The organism is Streptomyces sp. NPDC057438, from assembly GCF_042802995.1.
Classification (GTDB): Bacteria; Actinomycetota; Actinomycetes; order Streptomycetales; family Streptomycetaceae; genus Streptomyces.
In genome coordinates this window covers 21,727-48,256 of record NZ_JBHVDD010000065.1, presented here as the reverse complement: position 1 = coordinate 48,256, position 26,530 = coordinate 21,727, and the positions used below count along the sequence as shown (strand labels likewise).

Below are 26,530 nucleotides of genomic sequence, written 5' to 3'. Positions count from 1 at the left end.
TTCACCGACCGCCCACCACAGGGCGGTCCAGCTGGATTGCAGAAAGTCACAAGGTCGTCCGGCCGACGAGACCGCTTTCGGGGTGATCCCTGTGGGGCGGTTCATGAGACCTTGCACCGGATCAGCAGTCGCCCCCGCTAACGCCCCGACGTGAAACCGCTCGGCGGCGGCTCGGATCAGACCGGCGGGCTCCGGGAGCCTGGTGGCAGCCACGGCACGCCATCACCGAGCTTGAAGAAAGCGGGCAGCTCCCTTCCGCCCTTCCATGCCGCGATCTCCCCTGCGAGAAGACTCCCTGCAAGAGAGATGCTGGCAGTTCAACAGGTCAGGCAAACAGCGCAAGCATCATCCAAACCGACGACTCAGTCCCAAAGCAGACGTTTGGTGTTGGAGCGGCGCGCTCCCTCCTTGCCTCCAACGCGGTCCGCCGGTCCACCGAATGACCTGAAGGAACTCGCCCACATGGGTTACCCCATCTCGCGCTGCGGTGGAGGGCGCCGCTTAAGCGTGAACGGGGCGTGGCCGAAGTCGAAGCGGGCTCGGGCGCAGCCGCTCGACCTCCTGGTGGCGCAGTGTTTCGACCAGTACTTCGCTGAGCGCTTGGCGAAGTTGGGGTGGAAAGCAGCGACTTCGCGCTCGTGACCAGCCGCTCGGGGCACACGCCGACGGCGGGGAAGGTGTTCCACTTCACTGCGGGCTTACCAAGACGCGGGACAGGCCCGCACATGGCGCGTCGGGCGTTCGGCAGCAACCTCCAGCGCGAAGAGCGCGCCAACCGGGCACGGCCGCGGGCGCGAAGCTGCAACCCAGTGCACTTTGGCGAGCGGTGCCCTCGCCGCCCTGGGGGGCGGTGAGGGGCGCTGTACAGAGGCGCGTTGAGGGGTGCCGTCGGCGCCCGACGGATGCTGACGATCCGTCATGAAGAGGTTGCCGAGCCTACCGCGTGATTACGAAGGATAATTGACCGTATGCATGTGGTGACGGCTCCCGGTTGAAGAGCCGGGGGCGAACGGGAGGGGAAGAACATGACGATTCCTTCGACTCCGGGCATGACCTGGGGCGACGTGGCTTCGCTCGGCGGGCAGCTGACGGGCAATCCGGCGGTGGCGCCCTCGTCGGACGGCCGCCTGGAGGTGTTCATCAGGCACCGCGCCGACAACGCGGCGTCGACCAGCCATCAGCAGACATGGGGCGGCTGGTCCGACTGGGAGAAGCTGGGCAGCGGCACCCTGTCCGGCGATCCCTCCGCCCTGCGGACGGCAGCACGGCGCATCGGGGTGTTCTTCCGCAACGACCAGGGCCACCTCGAGCATCCCTGGCAGACGGTCATCAACGGCACCTACGGCCCGGGGAAGACGCTGGTGACCCATATCGGGGGCGACCCGGTCCCCGGGCTGAACGCCGACGGGCGCCCGGAGGCGTTCTTCCGGGGCACCGACGGCGCCCTGTGGCATGTGTGGGAGACCACCAAGTCCGGCTACGGCGGCTGGACCGACCCGGGCAGCCTGGGCGGCTCCCCTGCCGGAGACCCGGCAGTGGCGACAGACGCCCGCGGCCGCCTTCAGGTGTTCTTCCGCGGCACCGACGGTCATCTGTGGGTCGCCCGCCAGCGGGACGCCAACAGCAGCGGCTGGGACAGCCCCGTGAGCATCGTGCAGAACATCGGCGGCGACCCGGTCGTCGCCTAGAACGCCGACGGGCGCCTGGAAGTGTTCTTCCGCGGCACCGACAACGCCCTGTGGCACCTGCCCCAGACCGACGACTACGACGGGTGGGCCACCCTGACCAGCCTCGGCGGTACCCTCACCGGAAACCCGGCCGCCGCCCAGGCCGCCGACGGCCGGCTCGCCGCCTTCCACTGGGGCGGCGGTCACCTGTGGGCCTGCGAGCAGAACATCATCAACGGCGCCGCCTGGAGCGCCCACGAGCGGATCGCGCAGAACATCGGCGGCGAACCCGTCGTCGAGGCCGACGGCCACGGACGCCTGCACGTGTTCTTCCACGGCTCGGACCACGCGGTCTGGTACATCGCCCAGCGGTTCGGCCAGTCCGCGCCGGGCTATGCGGTGTCCCCCTGACACAGCTTCCCCAAGCCGATGCAGCCCCGGCCCGTCGGCGCGTACCGGCCGCCGGATCTGACGTATGCGATCGAGGTCAGTGACATCGGGTGGGCGGACTGATCAACTCGGCACGTGTGAGGGCACCGAGGAGCTCGGTCAGCGGTGGCGGATTTCCCCGGCCCAGTTCCGGAGCTGGTCTTCGAGGGTGAGGTTGTCGCCGCGGGCCACGGTCTGGAGCAGTTGGGCGCACACGGTCGCTTCGGCGGCGAGGCCTGCCGGGCTGCCGAGCACGGGAAAGGCGTCGCGGACGCGGGCGGAAACGTCCTCCTGGAGCAGCGTGTAGGCGTAGAGCGTGGCGGCGTCGAAGCCCTCCGGAGCTCGCCCCCACCCCTCCCAGTCGAGAATCCTCAGCGGCGCGGTGACGTTGGCCCAGTGCAGGTCGGAGTGGGCGACGGTCCAGCAGGTCACGGCCGGGGCCGGGATGCCCACGAACTCGGGGATCGCCCGGTCCATGTACTGCTGGCGTACGGCGACGCGGTCGGTGTCGACGGCCGCCACCTTCTCCAGCGTCCCGGCGAGTTCCTCCCACCAGGAGTCCGGCAGCTGAAGGTCGCGCTGGAGGACCGGGTCGTCGGACAGGACCGGCTGGTCGACGCGGGCCGACAGCTCCACCCGGTAGGCGGTGGTGTCGTCGACGGCGTCGTGGACAGCCAGGAGGGCGGGCCGGCGCCTGTCGAGGTCCCCGAAGACGTGCTGGGCGTCGAGGGCGCCGTCCCACAGCTTCCCCGACGCCTTGTCCTGCGGGGAGGACACGAGCCGCAGCCACGCCGGTTGCCCGGCGGCGGTGCGGGCCGGGGCTCCCAGGGTGCGCCCGGCCCACCCCCAGAACTCCCCGCCCGGCTCGGTCCGTACGTCCAGGGCCTTGGCGGCGCGGGCGTGACGGGCGCGCATGCGCTGTTCGGTGTCCGGGTCAGGGGGAGGCGAGTACACCAGTGATCTCCCGCAACTTGGCGGCGGTCAGCAGGGGTTGGGCGACGGCGTCGGCCGCCTGACTCCAGTGTGACGCACCGGAGGCGGCCAGAAGGACGTCCGTCACTCCTGGGCATGACGCGACCGCGAGGATGCACGCCTGTGCGGGGGTCAGGTCCGGCCGGATGAGGTCGGCGAGCTCCTGGTCGACCATGCCGGGGAGCTCACCGCCGTGCAGCGGAGCGGAGGCCATAACCCGCAGCCCCGCCCCGGCTGCGGCCGGGAGCGGCCCCCGGCCGTCAAGTGCCTGCGCGATCGGCGTCATCATCACCAGGCTCACCGGCATCTGGACCGCGACCAGGTGGTGCCGGCCGCCCGCGGCTTCGGCGGCCAGGGCGAGCAGCTCCCCCACCGTGAACGCTTCCTCTTCCAGGCCCGCCCACGTGGCGATGCCGTACCCGGCCACGTGCCCGGCTGCCACGGCTTCCTCGAGGACGACGAACGCCTCCCGCATCGCGCGGTGCAGGGCCAGGCGGTCGCCGGGATGGGCGCGCTCCGGGTTGTGCAGCAGGACCAGGTCCAGCCGCTCGCGTCCGAGCTGCTCACGGTTGCGGCCCATCTGCCAGCGCACATAGTCCGGGGTGAGGCTGTGCCCCACCCCGGCCTGGTCCTCGGTGAGGACACCGGCGTTCACGGCATCGGCGCCGGTGGCCGCGGTGAAGTAGCCGGCCTTCGTCGCGATACGCAGGGACGGGTGGGCGGTCAGGGCCGGGGCCAGCAAGTCATGAGCGCGGCCGGTGGCGTAGTTGGGGGCGGTGTCGATCCACTGCGCGCCGGAGGCGGCCGCACGGACGGCCGCCTCCGGGATCGCCCGGCACCAGTAGGTGCCCAGAGCGAGCTCCACTGTCACAGCAGGCTCCCCACCGTCGCGGCCTGCCCGGCAACGGGCTCCTGGACCAGCCCGGCGACGTCCTCCACATCAAGGCCATCTGTTTCCGCGAGCGCGGCCAGGTACACGGTGCGACCGTCGACCAGCGGGCGCAGCACCGCCTCCGCCTCGGGCGCAAACTCGAACGTGCTCCCAGCGGCGGACAGCGCCACCGCATCCTCACCGACCTCCAACACCGCGCGGGCGGTCGTCAGCCTCGCCCGCAGACCAGCGGGAACGGTCGGGTGGTGCCGTAGATCCGCCACCGCTTCGCGTCGTCCAGCTGGACGATGACGGTGTCGTGGTCGTCCCAGTGAACGCCGAACCCCTCGGTGCTGGTCCACGAGGCGTACAGGTTCGCCTGGACGCGGGTGCGGAGGTCGCGCTCGATCGCTTCGCAGAGGCGGGCGATGGGCGGGTGGAGTTCGTCGACGCTGTCCAGGGCGAGAGAGGCGCCCTCCTTCAGGCGGGTGTGCAGTTCGGCCGGGTGGAGGCGGTGCCACACGGTGTGGCGGCGCGTGGCCACCGGCGTGGTGTACCCGCCGACCAGCAGCGTCTCGCCGTCGCGGGACAGCCGCATGCGCGGCGGCTCCAGGCGGTGTGCGGCCAGGATCTGGTTGAGGTCGTCCCAGGTCATGATCCCGGCGACATCGAGGGCGCCGGGTACGTGGCGGTATTCGCGGTGCAGTGCCTGGGCGAGGAAGTCCTCGCCCAGGCACGCCGCGATGGACGTGTGCGTCATCGCGTAGGGCTCCCGGTCCGTCAGTCGTTGCCGTCGCTCTTGCCGGTGCCGCCGCCGTCCGAGGGGATGGCGTTGCGGCCCCGGGCGGCGACGATCGCCCGGCGGGAGCGGACGAGGCCGCCGGTCGACGGCCCGGACGTGGCGGGCGGGGGCGTGGCGGGACTCTGCATGGAATCCTCCTGCGTGGTTGGTAGCCGGGCCGGCCCTGGACAGCCGCGGCCGCGAACACCCCCAGTACAGCCACGGCGGACCCTGGCGATAACCCCGTGACGGGGCCCCCACGGTGGGTATGGTCGTTGGGCTGACGCTTCGTCATTCCACGAGATTTCTGGGGGACTTGTGGACGACTTACCGCCGTCACCCGCCCAAGTGCCGCGCCATCTGCTGGCCGACCCGGTGTTCGTCCGGGCCCTGCGCGAGCGGGACTTCACCACGGTGTTCGCCATGGCCCACGACGTGGGGATCTCCTTCAACCGGATCGCCGAAGCGTGTGCGCTCAAAGCCGAGCGGGTCAGCCAGATCGCCCGGGGCACCACATCTGTCACCGCCCTCACGACTGTCGAGCGAATCGCCGGCGGACTACGCATTCCCGGTGCCCTACTGGGGCTTGCTGCGCAACCCTGGGAATACACCGCCGCCCACAGCACGGAGTCCGACCATGGAGAAGATGCGATGAAGCGCCGCAACCTGCTGCGCGGCGCACTGGCCGCCGGCCTCACCGCTCCGGCCCTCGCCGCACTCACCGCCGCCCGGACCGACGTCGACCAGACCCTCTCCCCCGACGCTCCCCAGGACCTTGCCGACCTGGAAGCCGCTGCCGAGAGCTACGGGTACGGCTACCACGGACAGCAGCCCACCCGCGTGCTCGCCGACCTGGTCACGGACTTCACCACCCTGCGCCCGCTGCTCACCGTCCCGCAGCCCGCCCCCGTACGAGCCAGGCTGTGCCGGACAGCCGGGCAGATGGCCGGGATGACCGCGATCGTCCTGCACGACCTGGGCAGCCGCCGCGAGTCCCGCGCCTGGTTCGGCACCGCCGCCCGGGCCGCCACCGAATCCGGCGACGACCAGCTGCACGCCTGGGTGCTGGCCCGAGAGGCGATGGTCCCGCTCAACTACGGCGCCCCGAAGGCAGCGGCCGACCTCGCCGCCCGGGCCCGGCTTGCCGCCGGCACCCGGCCGACCGCCGCCGCGGTGCTGGCGGCGGCCGTCGCCGCCCGCGCCTACGCCCTCAACCACCAGAGCGAGCAGGCCCGCGCCGCGCTCGCCGCCGCCGACGCCCTCATGGACCGGCTCCCCGAGAGCGAGCGGTCGGACACCTGGCTGACGTACGGCGAGCAGAAGCACCACGTCCACCTCAGCCACGCCTTCACCACCCTCGGGGACACCCGCCGCGCGAACGAGAGCCAACAGCGCGCCCTGGAGCTGTCCGCGCCGACCAGCGCCATGACGCGCACTCTGCTGAACATCGACCGCGCCGCCTGCGCCCATCACGACGGCAACACCGAGCAGGCGTGCAGTCGTACGGTCGCCGCCCTGACCGCACTGCCCGTGGGCTACCGCACCGGCCTGGTCCGCCGCCGTGCCCTGGACCTGTACGAGGCGATCCCCGCCCAGCACCACCGCGAACGCGCCGTACGGGAACTACGCGACGTCGTGGCCGGCTGACAACGACCGCTTCCACAGCGGGCGGGCCCGGCCGGTCCCGCCGCAGTGACAGCATTCACCCTCTCCGGGAGCACTGCCCGCGTCGATGGTGCCGACGGCGTCCCGCAGGAGCCGGGTGAGGCCTGCCACGTGGGGGATGTGCAGCGGCAGTTCCTGCCGCACGCCGATCATGACCTCCAGCGCGACGTCGGGCACGAGCGCGGGCGGCCTGGCGGCGGTAGAGGGCGTCGCCGTCGGGGTTGTCGAGGGAGGCCGTCAGCGTCTGCTCGCCCTCGCGTCCCAGCCGCCGCCACACGGCCGCGTCCGCGCCGTGTTCCTGGAGCTGTTCCAGGGTGGTGACGAGGACGGGAACGGCCTGGCCGTAGTCGAGGGCGGTGAGGCCCCGGTGGTAGGTGTCGTACCGGCGTGGTGCCCAGTAGGGTCGGCCGGCCTGCTCCAGCACGGCGACCGTGTTGGCGACCTTCGTGTCCGTGGTGTCCGCGAACACGAACGCCACCGGCGCCAGGCCCTCCCGGCCGGTCGGCGGGTAGAGGCGGCGCCACAGCCGCTTGTCGTGGTCGATGTGCTCGATCGCGTCCGGCCGGGAGCGGGCCAGGTCCACGGTGTGCTTGTCCGCGTCCGGCGGCAGCAGCCGGCCCCACTGCCAGTACCGGCGCAGCTTGTGCACCAGGTCGTGGGCGTCCTCGCTGCGGCGGTCGATTTCCAGCAGGATGACCGGCACTCCCGAGGCTGGCGCCCGCACCACCAGATCCGCCCGCCGCCGTCTGATGCCCGCCCACGACTACCGAGCCGAGATGACCGTCCGCTTCGCCATCTGGGAGCAGATCACCGGCGTCGGCCAGCTGGCCCACCGCGCCGTGAGCACACAGACCGAACCGGGCTCCACCACGCCACGACGCACCATCAGACAGACAGCCACCCAACAACGTGACAGCGCCCGCCGAGGCGGTCCGCTGTCGCATCGACTTCAAGTACGCCATGGCGATGGCACTGGACGACCCCGGGTTCCACCACAGCGTGCTGGCCGCCTTCCGCGACCGTCTCGCCGAAGGCGACCGCGCTGATCGCCTCCTCGACCTCGTGCTGGCCCGCCTCACGGAGGCCGGACTGGTGCGCGAGCACACCACGCAGCGCACCGACTCCACCCACGTCCTGGCCGCGGTGCGCGACCTGACCCGCCTGGAGCTGGTCACCGAGGCGGTCCGCGCGAGCAGGCTTCACCCTGCTCCGGCACCGCATCCTCCTCGGATAACAGCACGCTCCGTCACCACCGAATGTGAGACAGGGCCGCTCCTGACCCTGCACCGCTCGAAGGCGACCGCAGCCGTGACGTGCGGTCTGTCGTGGGAGGCGTCGTCACCCGGTGTTTACGCGTGACACGGCTGGCAACCCGGGCCTCATGGCCAAGCTGGACCGCAGTGCGCCCGCCTCGTGGCCTCGGTCAGCGAGACGACTCGCCGCGGCAACCCTGGCCCCGCTGTTGCTCACCGGTTGTGTCTTGTACGAGGACGGCGACGACCCGGACGGTGCGGAGACTTCGCCGGGAGTGGTGCGCGAGGTGCCGCTGAGGGTCGTGGAGCAGAACGGCCGGACGTTGGCGTTCGTCCCGGTGAGCATCGAGGGGGAGGGGCCCTTCATGTTCGCTCTGGACACCGGTGCCTCCACCAGCGTCGTCGACGAGGATGTCGCCGACCGGGTGGGCTTGGACCGTACCGGCGAACGCCGCTCGGTCAGCGGAATCCTCGGCACAGGGCAGGTTCCCGTGGCCCAGGTCGACCAGTGGGAAGTCGGAGAAGTTCCCATCGACCCGGGTGAGGTCACGGTCATCGATCTCGGGCCTCCCCGGGGCGGCGGCGGCATTCAGGGGCTACTCGGATCGGACGTGCTCAGCGACTACGGCTCGATCACCGTCGACTACGACGGCGGCATCCTCAAGATCCCCGCCCCATGACGACCGGCCCGCGATACGTCGGCATCGGGGCGAGCCTAGCCCGATACCCGGTCTGCTCCCCCGGCTCACCGCCGACGCGTCGGCGAGGCGTCCCAGCGCGGTTGCGGTGGCCCGGTCCCCGAGAGACCGTGAGTACGGCACCCACGCTCGGTCACCGTCCCGGCAACGCGGCGGAGATCATCGGTCAGGTCCTCGGTGACGGCGGCAAGGAGCACTCGTGGTCGGTCAGGATCGTGGCGGCATTCGCCGTCACGGCTCCGCCTGTCTTGAGGCGCTTCTGGGAGGCGGAGATGGTCGACGTGAGACCCGTCATTGTCGGAGTCGACGACTCTGACGATCAGGACGGCCTCGTGCGATACGCAGCCCATCAAGCCACCCTGCGTGTTGTTCCCCTGCATGTCGCCCACGCCATCCAACTGCCCTGGCCCTTCGGGAACCGGGAAGACAAGGACGCCGAGGCGAGGGCGTCCTCGCGGCGAGGTGCGGCTGTGGTGGACCGGTTCGAGGAAGTGGCCCGGGCCGCCTACCCCCGCCTGACCGTCGCGGGAGAACTTCCCCTCGGCGACCCCGCCGGGACGCTGGTGAGACGTTCGCCGGAGGCGTCCCTCATCGTGCTGGGCCATCGCGGCGCGGGCGGATTTCCGCGTCTGCCGTTGGGTTCGGTGAGCCTTCAAGTGGCCACACACGCCCGGTGCCCGGTGCTGGTGACCCGCCCGGGTGCCCCAGCCGAGCACCGAGGCGGCCCCGTCGTCGTTGGCGCCGACCTCGTGCACCACTCACCGAAGGCGGTGGAGTTCGCCTTCGCCGAGGCTGAGCGCAGGGCAACCTGGCTGCAGGTCGTGCATGCTCTGCACCGGCCTGCGCTGCTGCCGCTCCCGGCCAGCGGCACCACGGGGGAACCCCGTATGCGGGAGACCGAGGACAGCGCCCGACGCCTGCTTGAGGATCGGATCGCCGAGCACCGAGGACAGTATCCGGGCACAGCGGTCGAACTGCGTCTGGACTGGTCGCGCCCGGCGACGTACCTGACGGAGTTGTCCGAGACGGCCGACCTCCTGGTGGTCGGCTCACGCGGCCGGGCGGGCGTGCGCAGGCTTCTCCTTGGAACGGTGAGCGGCGAAGTCCTGCACACGGCCCGCTGCCCCGTCGCAGTCGTCGGTCACTGTGGTGCGCTCCGCCCCTGATGTCCTGATGTGAAGCCCGTCCAGAGACGCGGTCGTTCCGCGGAGCACGGTCCCTGCCGGGAGGCCTCTGCGCCGTCCTGCTGGGCGGCCTACGGCAACGCCGTCGGCGGTATCGCCGCCCAGTCCCTCGCTGTAGTCGTGGCCAGACGCGGTCCATCGCGGAGCGGCAGGGAGAAGCCGTCATCCGCGCCGCATCCGCTCGCTGTCACGGCCAGGGCGATCGCGGCAACGGCCGCCACAATGCGCCGGCTGCGGAACACCAAGCCGTGCCATCGTGTCTCCTCGGGCCAGGCTGCCCGGGCAACCAGGGCGAGGCAGGAGGGTGAGCGAATCCCGCCCGGCTTCGGAGTCGCCTCAGAATCCCGGGCTGGCACAACCCTGGAGCGCGATGTGATGATTCTCCCCTTTTGGGGTAGTCACTCAGGAGAGACGGCCTCGATCTTGGTGTGCTCCAGACCAGACTCGTGGAGTGCACCACGTGCTTCGCATAACCGATTGGACACCTGCCATGACCAATGCGAACCCGGCCGGCACCCCCCGCGGCGGCGCCGACGTTTCCGGACGTGGGACACGGCAGCCTGTCGACCGAGACGAAGTCGGCGCCCTGATGGTCAGGGGCGCCCTATGGGCGTTCAGCGCTACCGGCGGCCTCCCCGGCGAAACCGTAGCGCTGCATAGGCGAGTGCACAGACGAAGACAACCGCGCCGATCGCGAGCAGGTACAGCAATCCTTCGACCACAGCACCGATGAGACCCAAGGCCGCTGCCACGAGAATAAGGAACAGCAACAGAGCCATCTTGATCACCTTCCGCAATACCACCCACGCCAAAGCTGATGAGCCTATGTCACGATTTCCCCCTTGCTTCCGGTTGATGCCCATCCAACGCACTGCCATCCGGGTCGGCGGCACAGCTCTCGGACGTGCGCTGATATAGCGTGCTCGGCCGCGTATGCCGGGAGATGAGGGACGGCGGCCTCATGCGCGGATGGCGTCCCGCCACTTGATGTAATGGATCCAGGCGAGAAGGGGCAGTTATTGCCGATGCTGCTGGGGCACGAGATCGGTGACGTGTGTCAGCTCGCGGCGATACCTGGGCCGACGCCGTCGGGCTCCTGCGTCCTGAGTCACGCCCACGAGCGTCCTGACACATGCCGGGCGCGGCGTGTCAGACCTTGACGCTCGCCGATCGGTAAGTCACGGGATGGCCTTGTAGATTTCCACGTTGATCCCCCACACCACGGCGGGGGGCACGACCCCTGCGCATCACCCCGTAATCGTCGATGGTCGTGCAACTCGTAGAGTGGAGGCGTACGCCAAAGAGCACGGAGTGTGCGCCGCGGGAGTGGCCGCCAAGGTGCCGACGGCGGGGCCTCGACTCACTCGGCGTATGTACCGGAATCTGGCACCTCGACGGTCGCACGAACGATGACGACCGGACACGTGGCGTGCAGCGCACACTGCTGACTCACGGAGCCCAGCAGCGTTCGACGAAACCCGCCCATGCCTCGGCTGCCCACAACGAGGGCCGCGGCGCCCTTCGCCTCACTGAGCAGCACTTCGACGGGATGGCCCTTTACCAGGCGCTTTCGCACCTGGGCAGCGTCGGACTCGCCAAGAACCTGGCGCACCTGGTTGACGAAGCCCCGCTCGGCGATGGTTCTGTCAAAAGTGGGGTCCACAGCGGGCGCAGACCACCCGTACGCCCAGGGCGGCTCCCAGGCAGCAACTGCCACCACATCACCGCCGATCAGTTCGGCATACTGGACAGCCCACCGAAGCGCGGCATGCGAGGAAGGCGAGGCGTCGACGCCCACCACGACGTGCAAGACCGAGTCCCGCTTCTCCATGAGGTTTGTCCCTTCTGCTCTCATGTAAGTTCACACTGCGCGACACGGGGGTTGTCCGCCATACAACCGCCTGCGTTCCGCGTAATTCGGGGGTTCTGGAGTCCCTGCTGGGCTGAAGGTACAGGTCAGTGGGCTGGAGGCTGGTGACGCGGGCAGATTCGCCTAGAGACGCGATTCTGCGGATTCGCCTGCGCTGACCTGGAGTTGTTCCTTAGGGTCTGGAGTCGCGTCTCTATCGAGGCTGCTGGAGCCGGGTGAGGCACTGGCGTCGACGGCGGCGGGTGACCTGGAGTTCGTCTCGTCGGTCCCGTTCGGCGGCACCTATGTCCTCGATCATCTCTGGCGGCGGCTGAGGATCGTCGGGCAGGTCGGGCAGCCCAAACGGGGCCGGCGCCGGGACATGTCGATGACCGAGCGGGTGCTGTTCTCCCTGGTTGTGAACCGGGCCCTGGCTCCGTCGTCCAAGCTGGCCGCCGCGGACTGGGTCACGCACGACGTGTATGTCGAGGGCCTGCCGGCCTGAGCTTCCCCCGAGATGCGGAGTGAGTTGACAGAGGGTCAGATGGCACTCATGAGAGGAACATCGACCATGGCTGCCCCCAGAAAGTACTCGCTGGAGTTGCGCGAGCGTGCGGTGCGGATGTACCGCACCTCCGAGTCGAAGCCGCAGATCAAGAAGCTCGCCGTCGATCTCGGCGTGCATCCGGAGGCCCTGCGCGGCTGGATCCGCCAGGCCGAGGCGGACGCCGGCGAGCGGGATGACCGGCTGAACACCGACGAGCGGGCGGAGCTCGCCGCGCTGCGCAAGGAGAACGGCCAGCTCAAGCGGGCGAACGAGGTGCTGCGGACGGCCTCGGCTTTTTTCGCGGCGCAGCTCGACCCGACCCGGCCCAGGTGACGGCGCTCGTTGACGAGCACCCGCACCTGGCGGTCGAGTGCGTACTCCGGGAACTGTCCATCGCCTCCTCGACGTACTACCGCTGGCGTCGTGCCAAGCGCGAGCCGTGCGAACGCATGCGCCGGGATGCGGATCTCACCGAGCAGATCAAGGAGATCCACGCCGACTCGGGCGGGATCTACGGCTCGCCGCGCGTGCACGCCGTGCTCAAGCGCGAGGGCGTCCATGTGGGCCGCAAGCGGGTCGAGCGCCTGATGCGCGAGGCCGACATCGCGGGCATCAGCCCACGTCGCAAGGGCTTCACGCGCCGGGACTGAGGTTCCCCCGCTGCGCGGGAGTGGCTGACTAGCTGTACTGACCCGTGAGGTTGGGGACGCGGCTGGCGGGTGGTTGCCCTTTCAGCGCGGTGTGTCCGCGGTGGTGATTGTAGGTGTGCAGCCACCAGGGGTGCATTACGGTGGGGCACGAGGGCCTTTCTGGTTGGTGTAGACGTCGCAATCCACACCGAACCCGGAAGGCCCTCACCTGTTCAAGATCCCTCAGCCGAGACCTGGCTCACCCGTCCACAACCTCCCGGGACAGAACAACTAGGACTTGTCCGGACGATCATGTGCGGAGCCAACGGAGCAGTCGGAAATCGCCCGGACAACTCAGGAACCCTTGATTCAGCCTCATCCGATATCGAAGGGCGGCATCTCAGTCAGGCTCACAATGGCTGCCGGCGGGAAGTCCGGCCACGAGTTCGGCGCGTCTTGGTCCAGATTGCGCAGGTGCTTGTCGATGAATTGCTGAGCATTGCGCAAGACCCTGACCGTGGTGGCGGCATCGATGGCACCGTCCTGGAGCCCGTCAGCGAGCTCGTCAAGGTCCAGCACTTCATAGCGCCGACTGGCCGGGGGGACGATGATGTCCAGGTAGAGGTCATGGACCACAGCCGCTTCGGGCCCACTTCCTCCAGTTCGACCAGATCGATGTACCAACCGCCTTCGAGCGCGTCGACGAAGGTGACTGGCCTGGTGATCTGTATCCCTTCGTCGGCGATTACGAAGCAGCGATCGGTCGTGGGTCGGCCGGGAACCTGCCACGGGGGAAGGATCTCCATGTCGTAGGCCACGATGTTGTCACGGGTTCGCACACCGGAACACCATTGCCCAGTGCGGTGGTGAACACGCACATCTTCCAGGATCATGAATCGCAGTATGACTGCGTCGGGCGGCAGCAAGCCCCAGTCGCTGCTTCTGCTGGTCCTATCCGGTCGATCATGTCCGTAGCCAGATGACGAGTGCTGCGACGGTCGCGGTGCCGAGGAAGACGTAGCCGCGCTTGTCATAGCGAGTGGGCTACCGCGCGGTGCTGCTTCAAGCGGTTGATCGCCCGTTCAACGGTGTTGCGCTTCTTGTACCGCTCTTCGTCGAAGCCGGGTGGCCGTCCACCACGTGAGCCTTTGCGCAGGCGGGCGGCCTGGCTGTCAGTCTTCTCCGGGATGGTGTGCCGGATGCCGCGTCGTCGCAGATACCGGCGGCAAGGCCCGTTGCTGTACGCCTAATAGGCGTTGAGAGCTGGGAGTTGGATCAGCTCTAGGCAGGGGTCGAGCGAGACGTCTTGCTGTATGCCGCGCTTTGAGTGCTTCGACAAGAGCGACGCTGGCGCGACCCCTGCCGCTTGGGACTCGACCGCCGTAGCGTGCCGTGACTCGAGCCGTTTGCAGGGCCACCTCTTGATCAGCCGGAGTCGTGGAGCTCTTCACGAGAGCGAGGCCCCTGAGAACAGCTGGGACCACGGACGGCTGATGGGGTGGTGCGCCGGCGAGCGCTTCTATTAGGTCGCCGAGTGGTCCTGCCGCGGCTCGACGCCGGCGGACAGCGACGTGTCGAAAAGAGGCGTGCATGCAGGTGACCTGCGGAATCGACTGGGCCGAAGACACCTCCAGCGCCACCCCCACCAGGCGGGCGAGGAAGCTCTGCCACGCGGTTTCGCCCTGGTGTTCTGACGCTTCGGCCCCCTTTGACGCGGGAGCCAGCGGCGGATCGGCGCGGGCACCGGCCGCATGCTGATGAGCGCACACGATGGTGGAGTCGACCGCGATGTCCCAGTCGATCTCCCGGCCGCGTCGGTGGCGGCCTGAACCTGCTGGAGCAGGCGCTCCCACGTCCCGTCGGCCGACCACAGCCGGTGGCGTTCGCAGACCGTCTTCCACGGCCCGAACGTTCGGGCAGGTCGCGCCACTGAACACCGGTCCGCACCCGGTGCAGAATCCCGTCGATCACCTGCCGGTGATTCCGCCACCGGCCACAACGGCCGTGCTGACTGGCAGGAATGGCCGCAACCGTTCCCACTCGGCGTCTGTCAGATCTCCCCGCCCCATGTACACATCAACTACCGCGGCGCGGAGTAGTCACGTGATCATCCGGGCAAATCCTAGCAGGCCAGGGCGGGTTGACGTGGTTTCAGGTTCACTGGTTCGGCCGCTGCCTGGTCGGCGTAGTGCTTCTCCTCGAACTCGATGGGCTGAGGTAGCCGAGCCGCTTCTGGATGCGGCGGGGGTCATAGAAGCCGTCGATGTACTCGAAGAGCGCGAGACTCGCCTCGGCCCTGGTCGCGAAGACGCGGCCGCGGATGCACTCGGCCTTGATCAGCATCCACAGGTTCTCCGCCAGGGGTGCAAGGCGTGACCGCTTCCCGGATGGGCTGCGCGGCGGGCCGTCTTCTCGAACGCGACTGAAGTGCCTTCAGTCGGAGGTGAACGACGCAGCTCCGGTCGGGCGATTACGGCACACCTAGTGAAGGCCATTCTCCGAGGGGTGCGGAGACCGCCGGCGGAGCCAGCCCATGTGGCTGCGACGGCTCCTGCTTACCGTTGGGTGACGAAAAAGTCACGGCGAGTAGCAGCCCGAGGATGGCCACGGCGACGAGTACCACCGCGATCACTGCTGTCCATGAACGCCCGTCGCCGTCGCCTCTGGGTCGATCGGCAGCGTCCTCCTCGACGGCCTGGTCCATAGCCCGACTGTCGGCGGGATCCATGCACCGCTCGCGGGCTTGTGCCGTGACCCGTTCGTCGGCCAGGTCGGTGAACTGGCTGTTTATGGCGCTCATGCGTCGTGCTAGCTCGGGATCTTCACGCGCGAGACTCCGTTCGATCCGGGCGAACGCGTGCTTTTCGTTCATCGCGAAGCTCATATCGGCGACCTCGGTGTTCAGTGCGTGGAGCCATAGGCCCATCTGCCCACCTCATGGGGCGTGATCATGGTGATTTCGTGGGGGCGGCGGGGGTCTGGTCGGACGGCGGGCGAAGCATGTCGACGAGGCGAAGCACCTCCATGGGGAGCGGGAAGATGAGTGTGGAGTTCCGTTCCTCGGAGATCTCGGCCATCGTGGACAGGATCCGCAGATGCATGGCTGCCGGGTGTCCCTCAAGGCGGTCGGCGGCGTCGGCCAGGGTTTCGGCGGCCTCGTATTCGCCCTTGGCGTGGATGACCTTGGCTCGCCGGTCGCGTTCGGCCTCGGCCTGGCTGGCCATGGCACGGCGCATAGGCTGGGGCAGTTCGACGTCCTTGACCTCGACGAGGGTGACCTTGACCCCCCAGGGGTTGGTGACGCGGTCGATGATCTGCTGGAGCCGCTGGTTGATCTCGTCCCGGTTGATCAGAAGTTCGTCGAGGTCGACCTGGCCGAGAATGCTGCGTAGCGTGGTCTGGGCGATCTGCGAGGTTCCCTTGATGTGGTCCTCGATGGCGACTACCGAGCGGTTGGGGTCGACGACGTTGAAATAGGTGACGGCGTTGACCCGTACGGTGACGTTGTCCTTGGTGATGACGTCCTGGGGCGGGATGTCCATGGTGACCGTCCGCAGGGAGACACGCACCATGCGGTCGACGAAGGGAATGATCACGAAGAGGCCGGGCCCCTTCGCTCCGATGATGCGGCCGAGGCGGAAGATCACTCCGCGTTCGTACTCGGGAACGATCTTGACGGCCATGAGCACGAGCAGCAGCGCGACGCCCGCCGCGACGATGATGCCGGTCAGCGCATCGTTCATGTTTCCTCCTCCGTGGGACCCCGGTCCTCGCCGGGGTGGGGTGCGTCTTCGACGATGAGATCGAGTCCCTCGCGGGCCACCACGCGCACGCGCCTCCCTTCAACCACTGGGGCATCGCGTCCGCGTACCGTCCACCACACTCCATCGAGCCGCACCTGACCGGCACCGCCCTCGATGCGCGTGACCACTGCCTCGCGCCCCACCAGTTCGTCCTCGTCGCCCAGCGTGGGAGCGCGGCGTGCCCGCCAGGCGAGGTGGCCCGCGATGAGGACGCCGCCTCCGACGACCAGTGAGATGGGCCACAGGACGGCCGGATCGACGCGGAGTTCCCCACGGAACAGCAGGATCCCGGCCATCACCAACGATGCGGTTCCCCCTGCGGCGAACACGCCGACTCCCGGCGTGAGAACTTCACCGGCGAACAGTCCGGCGGCCAGCAGGAGCAGCAGCAGCCCGCCGACGTTGAACGGCAGCACGCTCAACGCCACGAAGCCGAGGACCAGCAGGATGCCGCCGACGACGCCGGCGAAGCCGACTCCGGGAGCGGCCAGCTCGTAGAGCACGGCCAGGGTTCCGATCGACAGGAACAGGAACGCCAGCTCCGGGCTCGCCAGCCACTGCCGCAGGTCGCCGAAGAATCCTAGGTCGTGCTGGACGACCCGGGCGTTCGCGGTGTGCAGCTCCACTTCGCGGGTGGCGTCGTGCGGTCCCACGACGACCGTGCGCCCGTCGAGATCGTCGAGCAGGGCATCCGTGGAGGGCGTCACAAGGTCGACGACGTTGTCCCGCAAAGCCTGCTGGTCGGCGATCGATGTTCCGTCACGTACCATGCTCTCAGCGAACTGGGTGTTCCGGTCGCGGCGCTCCGCGATCGACACGGCGAAAGCGGCCGAGTCGTTGACGACCTTGTCGCTCGCCTCCTCGCCCTCCCCGGTCACCGGTGTTCCCGCGCCTATATGTGTGCCAGGTGCCATCGCGGCGATGTGCGCGGACATCGTGATGTAGACCCCGGCCGACGCCGCCCCCGCGCCCGAAGGTGTCACATAAACGACGACCGGCACACTTGAGGACAGGAAGTCCTGAACGATCTCCCTGGTGGACACTAACAGCCCGCCCGGAGTGTCGATCTCCACCACGTACGCGGCGTAGCCGTCCCGTTCCGCGGTGCGCAGCCCCTCCTCCAAGTGGTCCGCGATGACGGGCGTGATCGTGCCGTCCACCTGCGTCACCAGCACGCGTGAGTCTTGCGCCGCGCCGGCGGCAGGAAGCCCGAGCAGGCACGCCAGGGACACCAGGAGCGCCCGGGCGAAGATCCCGGCCATCGTCCGAGGTCTGCAGTCAGCCACCGCGTCTACTCCCTCCCGACGACCGCTTAACGGAACACAATCTTCCGGTTCCTCGCCGTACCCGAGTACCCCTCTATGGCGAGCGAGGCCTACGGAATGCCGGAAATGCGCATCGCGGGCATGGCTTCCCTGCCGAGTCCCCGCAACGAGAGGGACGCAGCAGCCGCGCGGGAGTGTGTCGGCTCGCCTGCTCCGGTTTGGGCTGTGTCCCGTTCCACGGCCATGGGTGTGCCTGAGGTTCCCCCCGAGATGCGGGGAAAGGTGACAGGAGAGGAGCCAGACGATGCCTGCCCCGAGGAAGTACCCCAAGACCACGGGGTTAAGGGCGATCCGGCGTTGTCAAGGGTGGGTTGACGGGTCTTGGAGGTCGGGTGTGAGCCACTCGGGTTCGAGGATGTAGATGCCTGGCCCGGTGCGGCGAAGGATGCCCTCGCAAACCCAGCGCCCCAGTTCCGCACGTAGTCCTTGGGCGTCGTCCAGTCCGATGCCGCGAGCGATTTCACATGCGCGCCAGGTGCGGAGAGGGGCGGTGCGCAAAAGTTGCAGCGTGCGGTCGCGACGCCCGTCGGGGCCGGGGTCGGCGGACGAGTGCACGGTGACTTTGATGCTGGTGATCCTGGAGGCACCCAGGACTTGTGCCTGGTCAGGTGGTGCGGCATAGCGGGAGATCGGGCACTTGACGCGCCGCGGGTTGACGCGCGGGCCCGGCGGGGCGGAAGCAGATTGTGCAGCAGGGCCGATGCGATTTGCCCCGGGCCGGCATCGGGCAGCACATCGGCGGCGGCGATGAGCTGATCCTTGGCGGTCTCCAGGGCTATGGTGAAAGACGCGCGGTCTGGATCCGTGCCGGGGAGCGCCTCGACGGCCTCAACCATCGCCCGGCGCAGCGCCTGGTAGACGGTCAAGTGAGCCCAAAGCTCCTGCTGGATCCCGGTCGCGTCCTGAGAGCGCAGTACCATACCGCGTTGCAGGGTGTGCCGGAGCGAGTAGAACGCCGACTCGATCTCCCATCGTTCGTGGTAGAGCTCCACCAGTTCGGCGGCGGGGTGGCGTCGCTGATCGGTCAACGTGGTGGCCAGCCGGTAGTGACCTTCCAGCCGCAGCCCTTGGCGTCGGTCCGAAGACTGCGCCGAGCAACGCGCGGGTCCCGGTCTCGCACAGCATCATGATCTTCAGCATCGGATATCCGTCGGTGCCGTAGCGGTGTTTGTGCTTGCCCAGCCAGGCACAAACTCGCGGCCGGTCAGGGGCCTTGGTAGAGCTGCACCCGTCGAAGGCGACCGTGCGCCAGCACCGGTATCGCACCCCGGGTGTGATCGGCTGTGCCGCGGGACCGGCCAGTATCTCGAACAGTGACCGAAGCGGCGCGACGACCAGCCGCCGGCGAATCTCCCGCAGCGCCTTCTCCGAAGGACGCCAGTGAAGAAGCCCGTGCAGCCCGGCGGTGAGCTTGTCCCACACGCGCACGTACCCCAGTTGCGGGAAGAGTGCCAGCGCCAGCACGAAGTACACGCCCACCCTCGATGGCAGCAGCCGCACCCTGCGCTGGCCGCCGCCAACGCGTTCCAGCACGTCATCGACGAGTTCGAAGGGTAACTGCCGGGTCAGCTCGCCGAGATGTCCCGGAGCGAAGAGGCCGTCGGCGACGGTGATGGACGACGTGAGCGTGGCGGAGGAACACTGAGCGGGCAACGGGGCTCCTTCGAGCGGGAAGACCTTGGACGGCTTCTTCGCTCTACCAGGAGCCCCGTTGCCATGACCTGGGCTTCCCCGAAAACCCTCGATCCCGTTGACAACCGCGGATCCGCTCTAACTCCGTGGCCTTAGAGGGTGTTTACATAGTTCTGTTACGAAAAACGGCTTTCGCTGCTGCCCCGGTTCATGCTGGTTGCAGCCGTATGCGCAGTTCGTCTTCCACCTCTTCCGCCTGCACACCGCGACCGAGGCGCCGGTGATGCCGCAGGAAGAAGAGGTCGGCGGCATCGAGTGGCGGCCCGTGGACAGGGTGACCTCCCCCTCCCGGGCGCGAGAAGCTGCTCAAGCTCACGCCGGAGACCGAACCGGATACGGCCAACGCCTCCGCCCTGATCTACAACGACCGCGACAGGGAAGTTCTCACCCTGGATCATTCAGGGCGGACAACTACATCTGATCCATCAAACTCTCCGGAGCTTCCGCTATGCCAAGCCGCATCGGCGGCATCGCCCACTGCTGGATATCTTCGCGGTGCTGGCAAATCGCCTCGCCAATGCAGTTGATGCGGACAAGTTCAAAACCAGCAGCCTGAACATCCAGGGCCTCCTGTCGTAGAAGCTGATGAATCCACGTGCAACTCGCCGCCAGGGACGGAGCAGGAATGGGCTTCACCAGCGGGACACACGTGGGCGTCCACCGGCCACGAGGACCGGTACAGCGTTCTGACGGACCAGTTCTTGGGCGACGTTGCCAAGCAGCCGACGAGACAGCCCCCGTCCGTGCGCGCCGACGACGATGAGATCGATGTCCTGCTCCTTCGCGTGGCTCACCAACGCCTGAGCCGGCGGCCCGGACAAGACGTCGCATTCCGTCACCCGGCCCCCGCTGCCCTCGGCGGCGGTTCCCAAGCGGCTCTTCGCCGCAGTGACGCTCGGATCCCAGTCGTCCTCGGCCGCGTCGTATCCCACTACCTCGGCGGCTACGAGCGATTCCACGTACGGCCCCAGAAGCTCGACGGCGAGTTCCAGCGCAGCCTGCGACTCCTTGGAGCCGTCCACGCCCACCAGTACCCGCAGGGCGCCGGGACCGCGCGCACCGGCTTCTACCCGGGAGAGCCGCTCGGGGTGCTGCTGGACACGCTCCCCCGCGACGACGGCCAGGACCGGTCCGAATATGGCGCCCATGACCAGCCACCACCAGTGGCGGTGGCCCCGGCGTGCCATCCACCAAGCGGTGAGGAGCCCGATGGCGATCCAGACCCCCACGCCGATAAGAATGAGCGCCAAATCAGTCATATTATGACAGTTTATGCAATTCGATGTTCTATGCATCTCGTGGAGTAGCACTCCGGGCGGGTGTCACGTGTGGTGGTCGAGCAGATCGTCGTGATGGGTCGACGGAGCTCTCGGGGCCCCGGAGCGGTGTGCCGCCCGGCCTAGGGCGTAGGCGGCGAACGGGGTCGTCAACAGTTGCATGATGGCCCCGCCGACGAGCATGACGCCATTGAAAGGGGTGGGGCTGAGGGCGAGGACGCCGAGCAGAATGCCTACGACGCCGAGCGCTGCCGCTTTGGCCACGGCGTTGGCTCGGTTGTAGGCGTCGGGGAGGCGGATGAGCCCAACGGCCGCGATGCCGATCAAGGCCGTTCCGATTCCTGTCAGTGTGTACCCGATCAGGGAAAGTACGGTCATGGCCGCTTCCTGCGTTCCAGGAGGTGAGCCAGCGCGACGGTGGCGAGGAAACCCTCGAGGGTCGCGACGAGTACCAGGATGAGCACGGCGGAGGTCCGCAGCCAGATGGCGAGGAGCGCCACCGCCGCCACGAACACCACGAACGCGAGGTCCACTGCCACGACACGGTCGGCGTCGCCGGGGCCGATAGCCAGGCGCCAGATCACCACGCTCATCGCGGCGGCGAGGACGCCCAGCATGACGTCGACGGCCGTCATGCCGCGCTCCTCTCTCGCGGTCGCAGCACGCCCAGCAGCCGATCCTCCAGGTCACGGAGCGTGGTGAGGAAGCGCTGGGGGTCGGCCGCGTGCATGCCGTGGACGTACAGAGTGGGCGGGTCCTGCTGGACTTCCAGGACGAGCGTCCCGGGGGTCAGGGTGATCAGGTGGGCCAAGGCGACGATCTCCAGGGTGGACGTGCTGCGGAGGGGCATTTTGACGATGGCGGGCGCGATCCCGCTGCCGGGGGTGGCGATCTCCCAGGCCACGACGGCGTTGGCGTGCAGGAAGCGGCGGCTGTAGTAGAAGAGGAAGGACAGGACTCGGCCGCAACGGACGACTGCTTCCGAGAGCGGGCTGGGGACGAGCGGCGTCATGGGGTCACCGCCTGTACGTAGGTGGAGGGGTCGAGCAGGCCGCCCGCCGCTGTGGACGCTGCGGTGAGCAGCGGCTGGGCGAGTACACCCAGGACGAGCGAGGGCGCGGCCAGCGCCATCGCCGGCGCCGTCAGGGCCGGTCGGACCGTCCCCGTCGCCCTGGGCCGGAGGGCCTTGCGCGAAGGCCAAGAGGAGACGGGGTCGCTCCAGAAGGCGGCATTCCAGATCTTGATCATGGATGTCAGGGTGAGCAGGCTCACGACAGTCGCCACACCCAAAGCCAGATACTCCTCCTGGGCGGCTGCGGCCCTGATCAAGGCCAGTTTCGCGGTGAACCCGGACATGGGAGGCATCCCCGCCAGAGAGAACGCGGAGACCAGGAAGGACGCCGCCAGCAGGGGGGCCGTACGGGCCAGGTCGTCGAGTCGGTCCAGACGATCGGTGCCGTGCGTGTTCTCCACCGCGCCGGCGCAGGCCAGGAGGGCTGCCTTGACCAGGACGTACTGGACCAGGAAGAAGACTCCTGCGGTGAGGGCGGCCGAGGTGAACAGCGCCACTGCCAAGAGCAGATAGCCGATCTGGCTGACCATGTGAAAGGACAGGATGCTCCGCATGTCGCCCTGTCCGACGGCTCCCAGCACGCCGACCGTCATCGTCAGGAGGGCAACCGGCATGATGACGGACGAGAGCCCGGTGCCGTCGAAGACGACCGCGTAGATCCTGATGATTCCGTAGACGCCTACCTTGGTGAGCAGGCCGGAGAAGAGGACGGTCACTGCCGATGGTGCCGCCGGATAGCAGCGGGGCAGCCATCCGTGCAGGGGAACCACAGCCGCTTTGGCCGCCAGGGCGAGCAGCACCACACCGCCGGCCAGGGCGGCGCCCGTGTCGCGGCTCGCGGCCCCCGCCAGTTCGCCCAGGTTCACGGTGCCGGTGACGCCGTAGAGCAAGCCGACTCCGGCGAGCAGGATCGTCGAGGCCAGCAGACTGACGGTGACGTACACCCGGCCCGCGGCGCCTCTCTCCCGTCGACCGGCCATGGTGAGCAGGGCATAGGAGGGGACGAGCATAACTTCGACGCACACGAAGAGGTTGAACAGGTCGGCCGTGAGGAACGCACCGTACACGCCGGCCGAGAGGATCAGCGCGAGCGGGACGAACCGGCGGTCCTGGTCGTCGCGGACCGCGGCGGCGAAAGCGAGAGAAATGAGAACGAGACCCGCGCTGACACTCAGCATCAGTGCGCTGAGCATGTCGGCTGCGAACATGATCGAGATACCGGGAGGCCATCCGCCGACGGCCTGGCGGACGATCGAACCGTCCGAGGTGGCGGCCACGAGGGCCGCGCCGAGAGCGAGCACCGCCGCGGATACGGCAGCGGCGGTCCACCGGCGCAGTCGAGGCCCGCAGGGGACGAGCACGAGAAGCCCGCTCGCCAGTAGCGGAAGGGCCACGGGGAGGGCGAGGACCGTGCTGGTCACGAGGAGCCTTCCTGACGGCCGCCGGGCTGTGTGTGCCCGTGCGCGGTTCCGTCGGCCTCGGAGAGCACCAGGCCGAGGAGGTACACGGTGATACCGAAGGTGATGACGATGGCGGTCAGGACGAATGCCTGTGGCAGCGGGTCGGCCATCCGCGCGGGGTCACCGTGGCCGATCAGGGGTGGCTCCCTACGAGCCGGTCCGCCTGCCGTCAGGAGCAGCAGGTTCACGGCGTGCCCCAGGAGGATGAAGCCGAACGTGATCCGGAGCAGGCCGGGCCGTAGCAGCAGGAAGACACCCCCGGCTGTCAGGACGCCGACGGCGAGCGCGGCGGTCAGCATGCCTCGCTCCGGGGACTTGTGAGCCGGTCAACGAAGCCGGCCATCAGCCCCAGGACCACGACGTACACGCCGGCATCGAACAACAGAGCTGTACCGGGGCCGTCGCCCAGCGGTTTCAGGGGTGTCAGGAACGGACGGCCGGTCAGGGTGGCGGCCAGCCCGGCGGTCAGGGCCAGCAGGAGCCCGACCGCGACGAGTGGCCCGCTTCGCACCCACCGGGGAAGGGCGACACCCGAGAGCTGGGCGAGGGCCACGGCGATTCCCGCGGTGAGGGCGGCGATGAAACCGCCTCCCGGCTCGTTGTGACCGCGCAGGAACAGGTAGGCGGACAGGAGGGCCATGGCCGGCGCGAGCACACGGTACGCCGGGCCCAGAACGGTGGCGTACGCCGCCGGCGAGAGGTCCCGGGCGCCGGTGGAACCGGGTGCCCTGGGCAGGAGGAGCACCAGGCCGAGGGCCACCGCCGCCAGCACCACGGACTCGCCGAGGGTGTCCAGTCCACGGAAGTCCACCAGAATCGTGTTGACCACGTTGCTTCCCCCGGTCTGCGGTTTGGCGTTGTTGAGGAAGTAGTCGCCCGCCGGGGAGAGTTCCCGGTGCCCGATGAGGGCGAGGGTGCCTCCGGTTGCGGCACACCCCGCCAGCACCGCCGCGCACCAGGCGGCCGGTGTACCCCTGCGGCGGTCCGGCCGACGGGCGTACGGGCGGAGGTCGCGCAGGACGAAGGCGGCCGCCACTGCGGTCAGGACCTCCACCAGAAGCAGGGTGAGGGCGACGTCCGGCGCCCCGGCCAGCAGGAACCACACGGTCACGATCAGACCCGTTGCACCGAGAAACGCGACGGTCGCCACGGATGAGTCGGCCGTGATCAGTCCTGCCACCACCGCCGCGAGCAGTAGCAGCACTCCCCATTCCAGCGGGCCGTCGGCGGCACGGTCGGTGGGAGCGGCGGCGGGAACACCGAGGAGCACGGCTCCCGCAACCCCCAGCGCGATGACGGCCAGCACTGGACGGACAAGGAACGGCCCGGGCGTCGCCTGCAGATCGGGACGCCCCACCAGTTTCCCCAGACGCAGAACTCCGCTGTACGTGCGGTCGAAGGAGGCGGTGCCACCCAGGTGGGGCAGCCGCCCCAGCAGGACCTCGGTTCTGGCCCGAAGAACGAACAGCGCCAGACCTAACACCATGGTGACGGCGGACATCCCCAGTTCCAGGCTCATCCCGTGCCAGAACGAGAAATAGGGAGGAACACCCCAGGGCTCGGCCTCCAGGACGGCCCGGCTCATCAGCGGGTTCAGCACGGTCACGGCCGGTCCGAGGATCAGCCCGGCGGCAGCCGCGACCGCGGCGGGCGCGAGAAAGGACCAGGCCGGCTCGTACAGGCGGCGCTGCGTGGTCGGCCCGGCGAACGCGTCGTAGAAGATGCGCGTGGCGTAGGCGAAGGTCAGGGCGGAGGCGGTGACCGCCAGGGTGCCTGCGACGAGGCTGGCGCCTGGGAACATGTCGGCGCCGGCGAAGCCCTGGAACAGCGACTCCTTGCTGACGAAGCCGATCAGCGGAGCCACACCCGCCAGGGAGAGACTGGCAAGTCCGGTCAGCGTCGCCGTCACCGGCATGACACGCCGCAGGCCGGACAATTTACGGATGTCCCGGCTTCCCGCTTGCTTGTCGATGATGCCCACCAGCATGAAGAGCGTGGCCTTGAACAGCGCGTGCGCGAAGGTGTGCAGCACGGCTGCGGCCAGGGCCACCGTCGTGCCGACACCGATCGCCGCGGTGAGCAGACCGAGCTGGCTGACCGTGGAGTAGGCGAGCAGGGCCTTGAGATCGTGCTCACGCAGTGCCTGGACCGCGCCCAGCACGGCCGTGACGAGCCCCACCATGGTGAGAGTGAGGGACCACCCCGGCTGTCCGGCGTACAGGGCGGAGAAGCGGAGAAGCAGGTAGATACCGGCTTTGACCATGGTGGCGGCGTGGAGATAGGCACTGACCGGTGTGATGGCGACCATGGCACCCGGCAACCAGAAGTGGAACGGGAACTGGGCGGACTTCGTGGCGGCCGCGAGGATCAGCAGTGCCCCCACGGCCGGCGCGACCGGGGACTCCAGGATCTCCTCGCGGGCCGCGAGGACCGTTGCGAGGTCGGTGGTTCCCACCGTGACCGCCAGCAGGACGACGGCGACGAGTAGGGCCAGCCCGCCGAGCGCCGTGACCAGCAGGGCGCGTAGCGCGGGGCGGGCGGCATGCGGTCCGGTCGTCCCGATCAGCAGGAACGACAGGATCGTGGTGAGTTCCCAGAACACGAAGAGCAGGACGAGGTCGCCGGCAAGGACCAGGCCGAGCATGGCGGTTCCGAAGGCGGTGAGGAGGGTGTAGAGCCGCCCGTGCCGCCCCTCCTCGGGCAGATACCGTGCGCTGTAGGCGAGGATGAGCGCACCGACGGCGAGGACGAGGATGCAGAAGAGCCAGGACAGGCCGTCCAGGCGCAGAGTGAAAACCACTTGGAGTGAAGGCATCCACTGCCAGGACACCGTGACCGGATCCCCTGCCAGCGGAGCCCGGGCCGCCAGTCCCAGCAGCACGGCCAACGCGACGAACCCCGCCGCGAGCACATACCCCGCATCCCGCCCCAGCCGTCGTTCGAGTACGGGGGCCGCGGCGGCCAGCGCCCCCATGGAGGCCAGAGTGGCGGTGAGCGCCGCCGCGTGGATCGTCACCGCGCGGTGACCGCGTCGGTCTCACCGGTCATGAGCACGGAGATCTTCCCCTGCCGAAGCGGCCACCACGGCGCCCTGACCGTCAGCGTCTCGGGCAGATCCTGTCCGTGGCGCCCGAGGACGTCTCCGTCGGTCTCCCTCATGTGCCGCCCGAGAGCCTCGGCCGATGCACCCGCGAGCACAGCATGTTCGGTGATGTACGGGCGGCCGTCGCGGTCCGAAGCAGGGCAGGTGAGTACGGGTTCGAGCCCCGCGCTCCCAAACGGCTGGCCAGGGCTGCGATGCCCGCGCCGGGCCGTCAACAGCGCCGTGACCAGGGCGAGAGCACCCCAGGCTGAGG

At 68.8% G+C, this 26,530-nt stretch carries 30 protein-coding genes and 3 pseudogenes; 9 read left to right on the top strand and 24 right to left on the bottom strand.

Going from position 1 to position 26,530, the window contains the following annotated elements; translation table 11 throughout:
* Window positions 1-1,025: 1,025 nt before the first annotated feature.
* Window positions 1,026-1,688: a hypothetical protein gene (locus tag ACFU5F_RS29155; RefSeq protein WP_383893410.1), complete on the top strand. Its 663-nt coding sequence runs from the start codon at window positions 1,026-1,028 to the stop codon at window positions 1,686-1,688.
* Between the two features lie 21 nt (window positions 1,689-1,709).
* Window positions 1,710-2,078, top strand: a complete 369-nt coding sequence (locus ACFU5F_RS29150) for a hypothetical protein (protein ID WP_383893408.1) — start codon at window positions 1,710-1,712, stop codon at window positions 2,076-2,078.
* 138 nt (window positions 2,079-2,216) lie between these two features.
* On the opposite strand, the gene ACFU5F_RS29145 is transcribed toward ACFU5F_RS29150, so the two are convergent.
* From ACFU5F_RS29145 to ACFU5F_RS29125, 5 genes are read right to left on the bottom strand one after another with little or no spacing between them, the layout of a single operon-like run.
* Window positions 2,217-3,011 (bottom strand): hypothetical protein, encoded by a 795-nt coding sequence (locus tag ACFU5F_RS29145; protein WP_383893406.1) that lies wholly within the window; start codon window positions 3,009-3,011, stop codon window positions 2,217-2,219.
* Between the two features lie 19 nt (window positions 3,012-3,030).
* Window positions 3,031-3,939 carry an aldo/keto reductase gene (locus ACFU5F_RS29140; RefSeq protein ID WP_383893403.1) on the bottom strand — a complete coding sequence of 303 codons (909 nt, stop codon included), beginning with the start codon at window positions 3,937-3,939 and terminating at the stop codon, window positions 3,031-3,033.
* Window positions 3,936-4,154 (bottom strand): winged helix domain-containing protein, encoded by a 219-nt coding sequence (locus ACFU5F_RS29135; RefSeq protein WP_383893400.1) that lies wholly within the window; start codon window positions 4,152-4,154, stop codon window positions 3,936-3,938. Before ACFU5F_RS29135 ends, ACFU5F_RS29140 begins: the two co-directional genes overlap by 4 nt.
* Window positions 4,155-4,168: 14 nt before the next feature.
* Complete coding sequence (locus ACFU5F_RS29130; RefSeq protein WP_383893397.1) at window positions 4,169-4,699, bottom strand: JmjC domain-containing protein; 531 nt, start codon at window positions 4,697-4,699, stop codon at window positions 4,169-4,171.
* 20 nt (window positions 4,700-4,719) lie between these two features.
* Window positions 4,720-4,869, bottom strand: coding sequence for a hypothetical protein (locus ACFU5F_RS29125; RefSeq protein ID WP_167358666.1), 150 nt, complete (start codon window positions 4,867-4,869; stop codon window positions 4,720-4,722).
* 169 nt (window positions 4,870-5,038) lie between these two features.
* On the opposite strand from ACFU5F_RS29125, the gene ACFU5F_RS29120 reads away from it, so the two are divergent.
* The gene (locus tag ACFU5F_RS29120) at window positions 5,039-6,367 is read left to right on the top strand and encodes a hypothetical protein (RefSeq protein ID WP_383893394.1); all 1,329 of its coding nucleotides are present in this window, start codon (window positions 5,039-5,041) and stop codon (window positions 6,365-6,367) included.
* 55 nt (window positions 6,368-6,422) lie between these two features.
* On the opposite strand, the gene ACFU5F_RS29115 is transcribed toward ACFU5F_RS29120, so the two are convergent.
* Complete coding sequence (locus ACFU5F_RS29115) at window positions 6,423-7,109, bottom strand: hypothetical protein (protein WP_383893391.1); 687 nt, start codon at window positions 7,107-7,109, stop codon at window positions 6,423-6,425.
* Between the two features lie 185 nt (window positions 7,110-7,294).
* Between ACFU5F_RS29115 and ACFU5F_RS29110 the strand changes: the two genes are divergently transcribed.
* The 3 genes from ACFU5F_RS29110 (at window position 7,295) to ACFU5F_RS29100 (ending at window position 9,502) form a co-directional block, all read left to right on the top strand.
* Window positions 7,295-7,744: a transposase gene (locus tag ACFU5F_RS29110; RefSeq protein ID WP_383893388.1), complete on the top strand. Its 450-nt coding sequence runs from the start codon at window positions 7,295-7,297 to the stop codon at window positions 7,742-7,744.
* A gap of 22 nt (window positions 7,745-7,766) precedes the next feature.
* Complete coding sequence (locus ACFU5F_RS29105; protein WP_383893385.1) at window positions 7,767-8,318, top strand: retropepsin-like aspartic protease; 552 nt, start codon at window positions 7,767-7,769, stop codon at window positions 8,316-8,318.
* 128 nt (window positions 8,319-8,446) lie between these two features.
* Window positions 8,447-9,502, top strand: a complete 1,056-nt coding sequence (locus ACFU5F_RS29100) for a universal stress protein (RefSeq protein ID WP_383893382.1) — start codon at window positions 8,447-8,449, stop codon at window positions 9,500-9,502.
* 638 nt (window positions 9,503-10,140) lie between these two features.
* Here the strand turns inward: ACFU5F_RS29100 and ACFU5F_RS29095 are convergent.
* Window positions 10,141-10,299 (bottom strand): hypothetical protein, encoded by a 159-nt coding sequence (locus tag ACFU5F_RS29095; protein ID WP_383893379.1) that lies wholly within the window; start codon window positions 10,297-10,299, stop codon window positions 10,141-10,143.
* 581 nt (window positions 10,300-10,880) lie between these two features.
* Window positions 10,881-11,351 carry a universal stress protein gene (locus tag ACFU5F_RS29090; protein WP_383893376.1) on the bottom strand — a complete coding sequence of 157 codons (471 nt, stop codon included), beginning with the start codon at window positions 11,349-11,351 and terminating at the stop codon, window positions 10,881-10,883.
* Window positions 11,352-11,751: 400 nt separating this feature from the next.
* On the opposite strand from ACFU5F_RS29090, the gene ACFU5F_RS29085 reads away from it, so the two are divergent.
* The 3 genes from ACFU5F_RS29085 (at window position 11,752) to ACFU5F_RS29075 (ending at window position 12,566) form a co-directional block, all read left to right on the top strand.
* A complete protein-coding gene (locus tag ACFU5F_RS29085) occupies window positions 11,752-11,874 on the top strand; it encodes a hypothetical protein (protein ID WP_383893374.1) in 123 nt (40 codons plus the stop codon).
* 66 nt (window positions 11,875-11,940) lie between these two features.
* Complete coding sequence (locus ACFU5F_RS29080) at window positions 11,941-12,249, top strand: transposase (protein WP_383893370.1); 309 nt, start codon at window positions 11,941-11,943, stop codon at window positions 12,247-12,249.
* Window positions 12,246-12,566: an IS3 family transposase gene (locus ACFU5F_RS29075; RefSeq protein ID WP_383893367.1), complete on the top strand. Its 321-nt coding sequence runs from the start codon at window positions 12,246-12,248 to the stop codon at window positions 12,564-12,566. Before ACFU5F_RS29080 ends, ACFU5F_RS29075 begins: the two co-directional genes overlap by 4 nt.
* Before the next feature lie 28 nt (window positions 12,567-12,594).
* Here the strand turns inward: ACFU5F_RS29075 and ACFU5F_RS29070 are convergent.
* The 16 genes and pseudogenes from ACFU5F_RS29070 to ACFU5F_RS28995 all read right to left on the bottom strand — a co-directional run.
* Window positions 12,595-12,696 (bottom strand): annotated as a pseudogene (locus ACFU5F_RS29070) (IS481 family transposase); the annotation flags it as partial.
* 224 nt (window positions 12,697-12,920) lie between these two features.
* Window positions 12,921-13,181, bottom strand: coding sequence for a hypothetical protein (locus ACFU5F_RS29065; RefSeq protein ID WP_383893364.1), 261 nt, complete (start codon window positions 13,179-13,181; stop codon window positions 12,921-12,923).
* Window positions 13,182-14,269: 1,088 nt separating this feature from the next.
* Window positions 14,270-14,614: pseudogene (locus ACFU5F_RS29060) on the bottom strand (IS5 family transposase); the annotation flags it as partial.
* 88 nt (window positions 14,615-14,702) lie between these two features.
* A complete protein-coding gene (locus ACFU5F_RS29055) occupies window positions 14,703-14,888 on the bottom strand; it encodes an IS3 family transposase (RefSeq protein WP_383893361.1) in 186 nt (61 codons plus the stop codon).
* Window positions 14,889-15,015: 127 nt separating this feature from the next.
* On the bottom strand, window positions 15,016-15,471 hold the full coding sequence (locus ACFU5F_RS29050; RefSeq protein WP_383893358.1) for a DUF3040 domain-containing protein: 456 nt from the start codon (window positions 15,469-15,471) through the stop codon (window positions 15,016-15,018).
* A 22-nt stretch (window positions 15,472-15,493) separates the two neighbouring features.
* Window positions 15,494-16,288: a slipin family protein gene (locus ACFU5F_RS29045; protein WP_383893355.1), complete on the bottom strand. Its 795-nt coding sequence runs from the start codon at window positions 16,286-16,288 to the stop codon at window positions 15,494-15,496.
* Window positions 16,285-17,634, bottom strand: a complete 1,350-nt coding sequence (locus tag ACFU5F_RS29040; protein ID WP_383893353.1) for a nodulation protein NfeD — start codon at window positions 17,632-17,634, stop codon at window positions 16,285-16,287. The genes ACFU5F_RS29045 and ACFU5F_RS29040 overlap by 4 nt, the downstream gene beginning before the upstream one ends.
* A gap of 319 nt (window positions 17,635-17,953) precedes the next feature.
* Window positions 17,954-19,326, bottom strand: a pseudogene (locus tag ACFU5F_RS29035) (transposase domain-containing protein).
* 671 nt (window positions 19,327-19,997) lie between these two features.
* Window positions 19,998-20,624, bottom strand: coding sequence for a universal stress protein (locus ACFU5F_RS29030; RefSeq protein WP_383893350.1), 627 nt, complete (start codon window positions 20,622-20,624; stop codon window positions 19,998-20,000).
* Window positions 20,625-20,687: 63 nt separating this feature from the next.
* Window positions 20,688-21,020, bottom strand: coding sequence for a cation:proton antiporter (locus ACFU5F_RS29025; RefSeq protein ID WP_383893347.1), 333 nt, complete (start codon window positions 21,018-21,020; stop codon window positions 20,688-20,690).
* Window positions 21,017-21,277, bottom strand: a complete 261-nt coding sequence (locus ACFU5F_RS29020; protein ID WP_383893344.1) for a monovalent cation/H+ antiporter complex subunit F — start codon at window positions 21,275-21,277, stop codon at window positions 21,017-21,019. The genes ACFU5F_RS29025 and ACFU5F_RS29020 overlap by 4 nt, the downstream gene beginning before the upstream one ends.
* Window positions 21,274-21,654: a Na+/H+ antiporter subunit E gene (locus ACFU5F_RS29015; RefSeq protein ID WP_383893342.1), complete on the bottom strand. Its 381-nt coding sequence runs from the start codon at window positions 21,652-21,654 to the stop codon at window positions 21,274-21,276. Before ACFU5F_RS29015 ends, ACFU5F_RS29020 begins: the two co-directional genes overlap by 4 nt.
* Window positions 21,651-23,135, bottom strand: a complete 1,485-nt coding sequence (locus ACFU5F_RS29010) for a monovalent cation/H+ antiporter subunit D family protein (protein WP_383893339.1) — start codon at window positions 23,133-23,135, stop codon at window positions 21,651-21,653. The genes ACFU5F_RS29015 and ACFU5F_RS29010 overlap by 4 nt, the downstream gene beginning before the upstream one ends.
* Window positions 23,132-23,473 carry a sodium:proton antiporter gene (locus ACFU5F_RS29005; RefSeq protein WP_383893336.1) on the bottom strand — a complete coding sequence of 114 codons (342 nt, stop codon included), beginning with the start codon at window positions 23,471-23,473 and terminating at the stop codon, window positions 23,132-23,134. The genes ACFU5F_RS29010 and ACFU5F_RS29005 overlap by 4 nt, the downstream gene beginning before the upstream one ends.
* Window positions 23,467-26,190, bottom strand: a complete 2,724-nt coding sequence (gene mbhE, locus ACFU5F_RS29000; protein ID WP_383893333.1) for a hydrogen gas-evolving membrane-bound hydrogenase subunit E — start codon at window positions 26,188-26,190, stop codon at window positions 23,467-23,469. Before mbhE ends, ACFU5F_RS29005 begins: the two co-directional genes overlap by 7 nt.
* On the bottom strand, window positions 26,187-26,333 hold the full coding sequence (locus ACFU5F_RS28995) for a hypothetical protein (RefSeq protein ID WP_383893330.1): 147 nt from the start codon (window positions 26,331-26,333) through the stop codon (window positions 26,187-26,189). The genes mbhE and ACFU5F_RS28995 overlap by 4 nt, the downstream gene beginning before the upstream one ends.
* Window positions 26,334-26,530 lie beyond the last annotated feature (197 nt).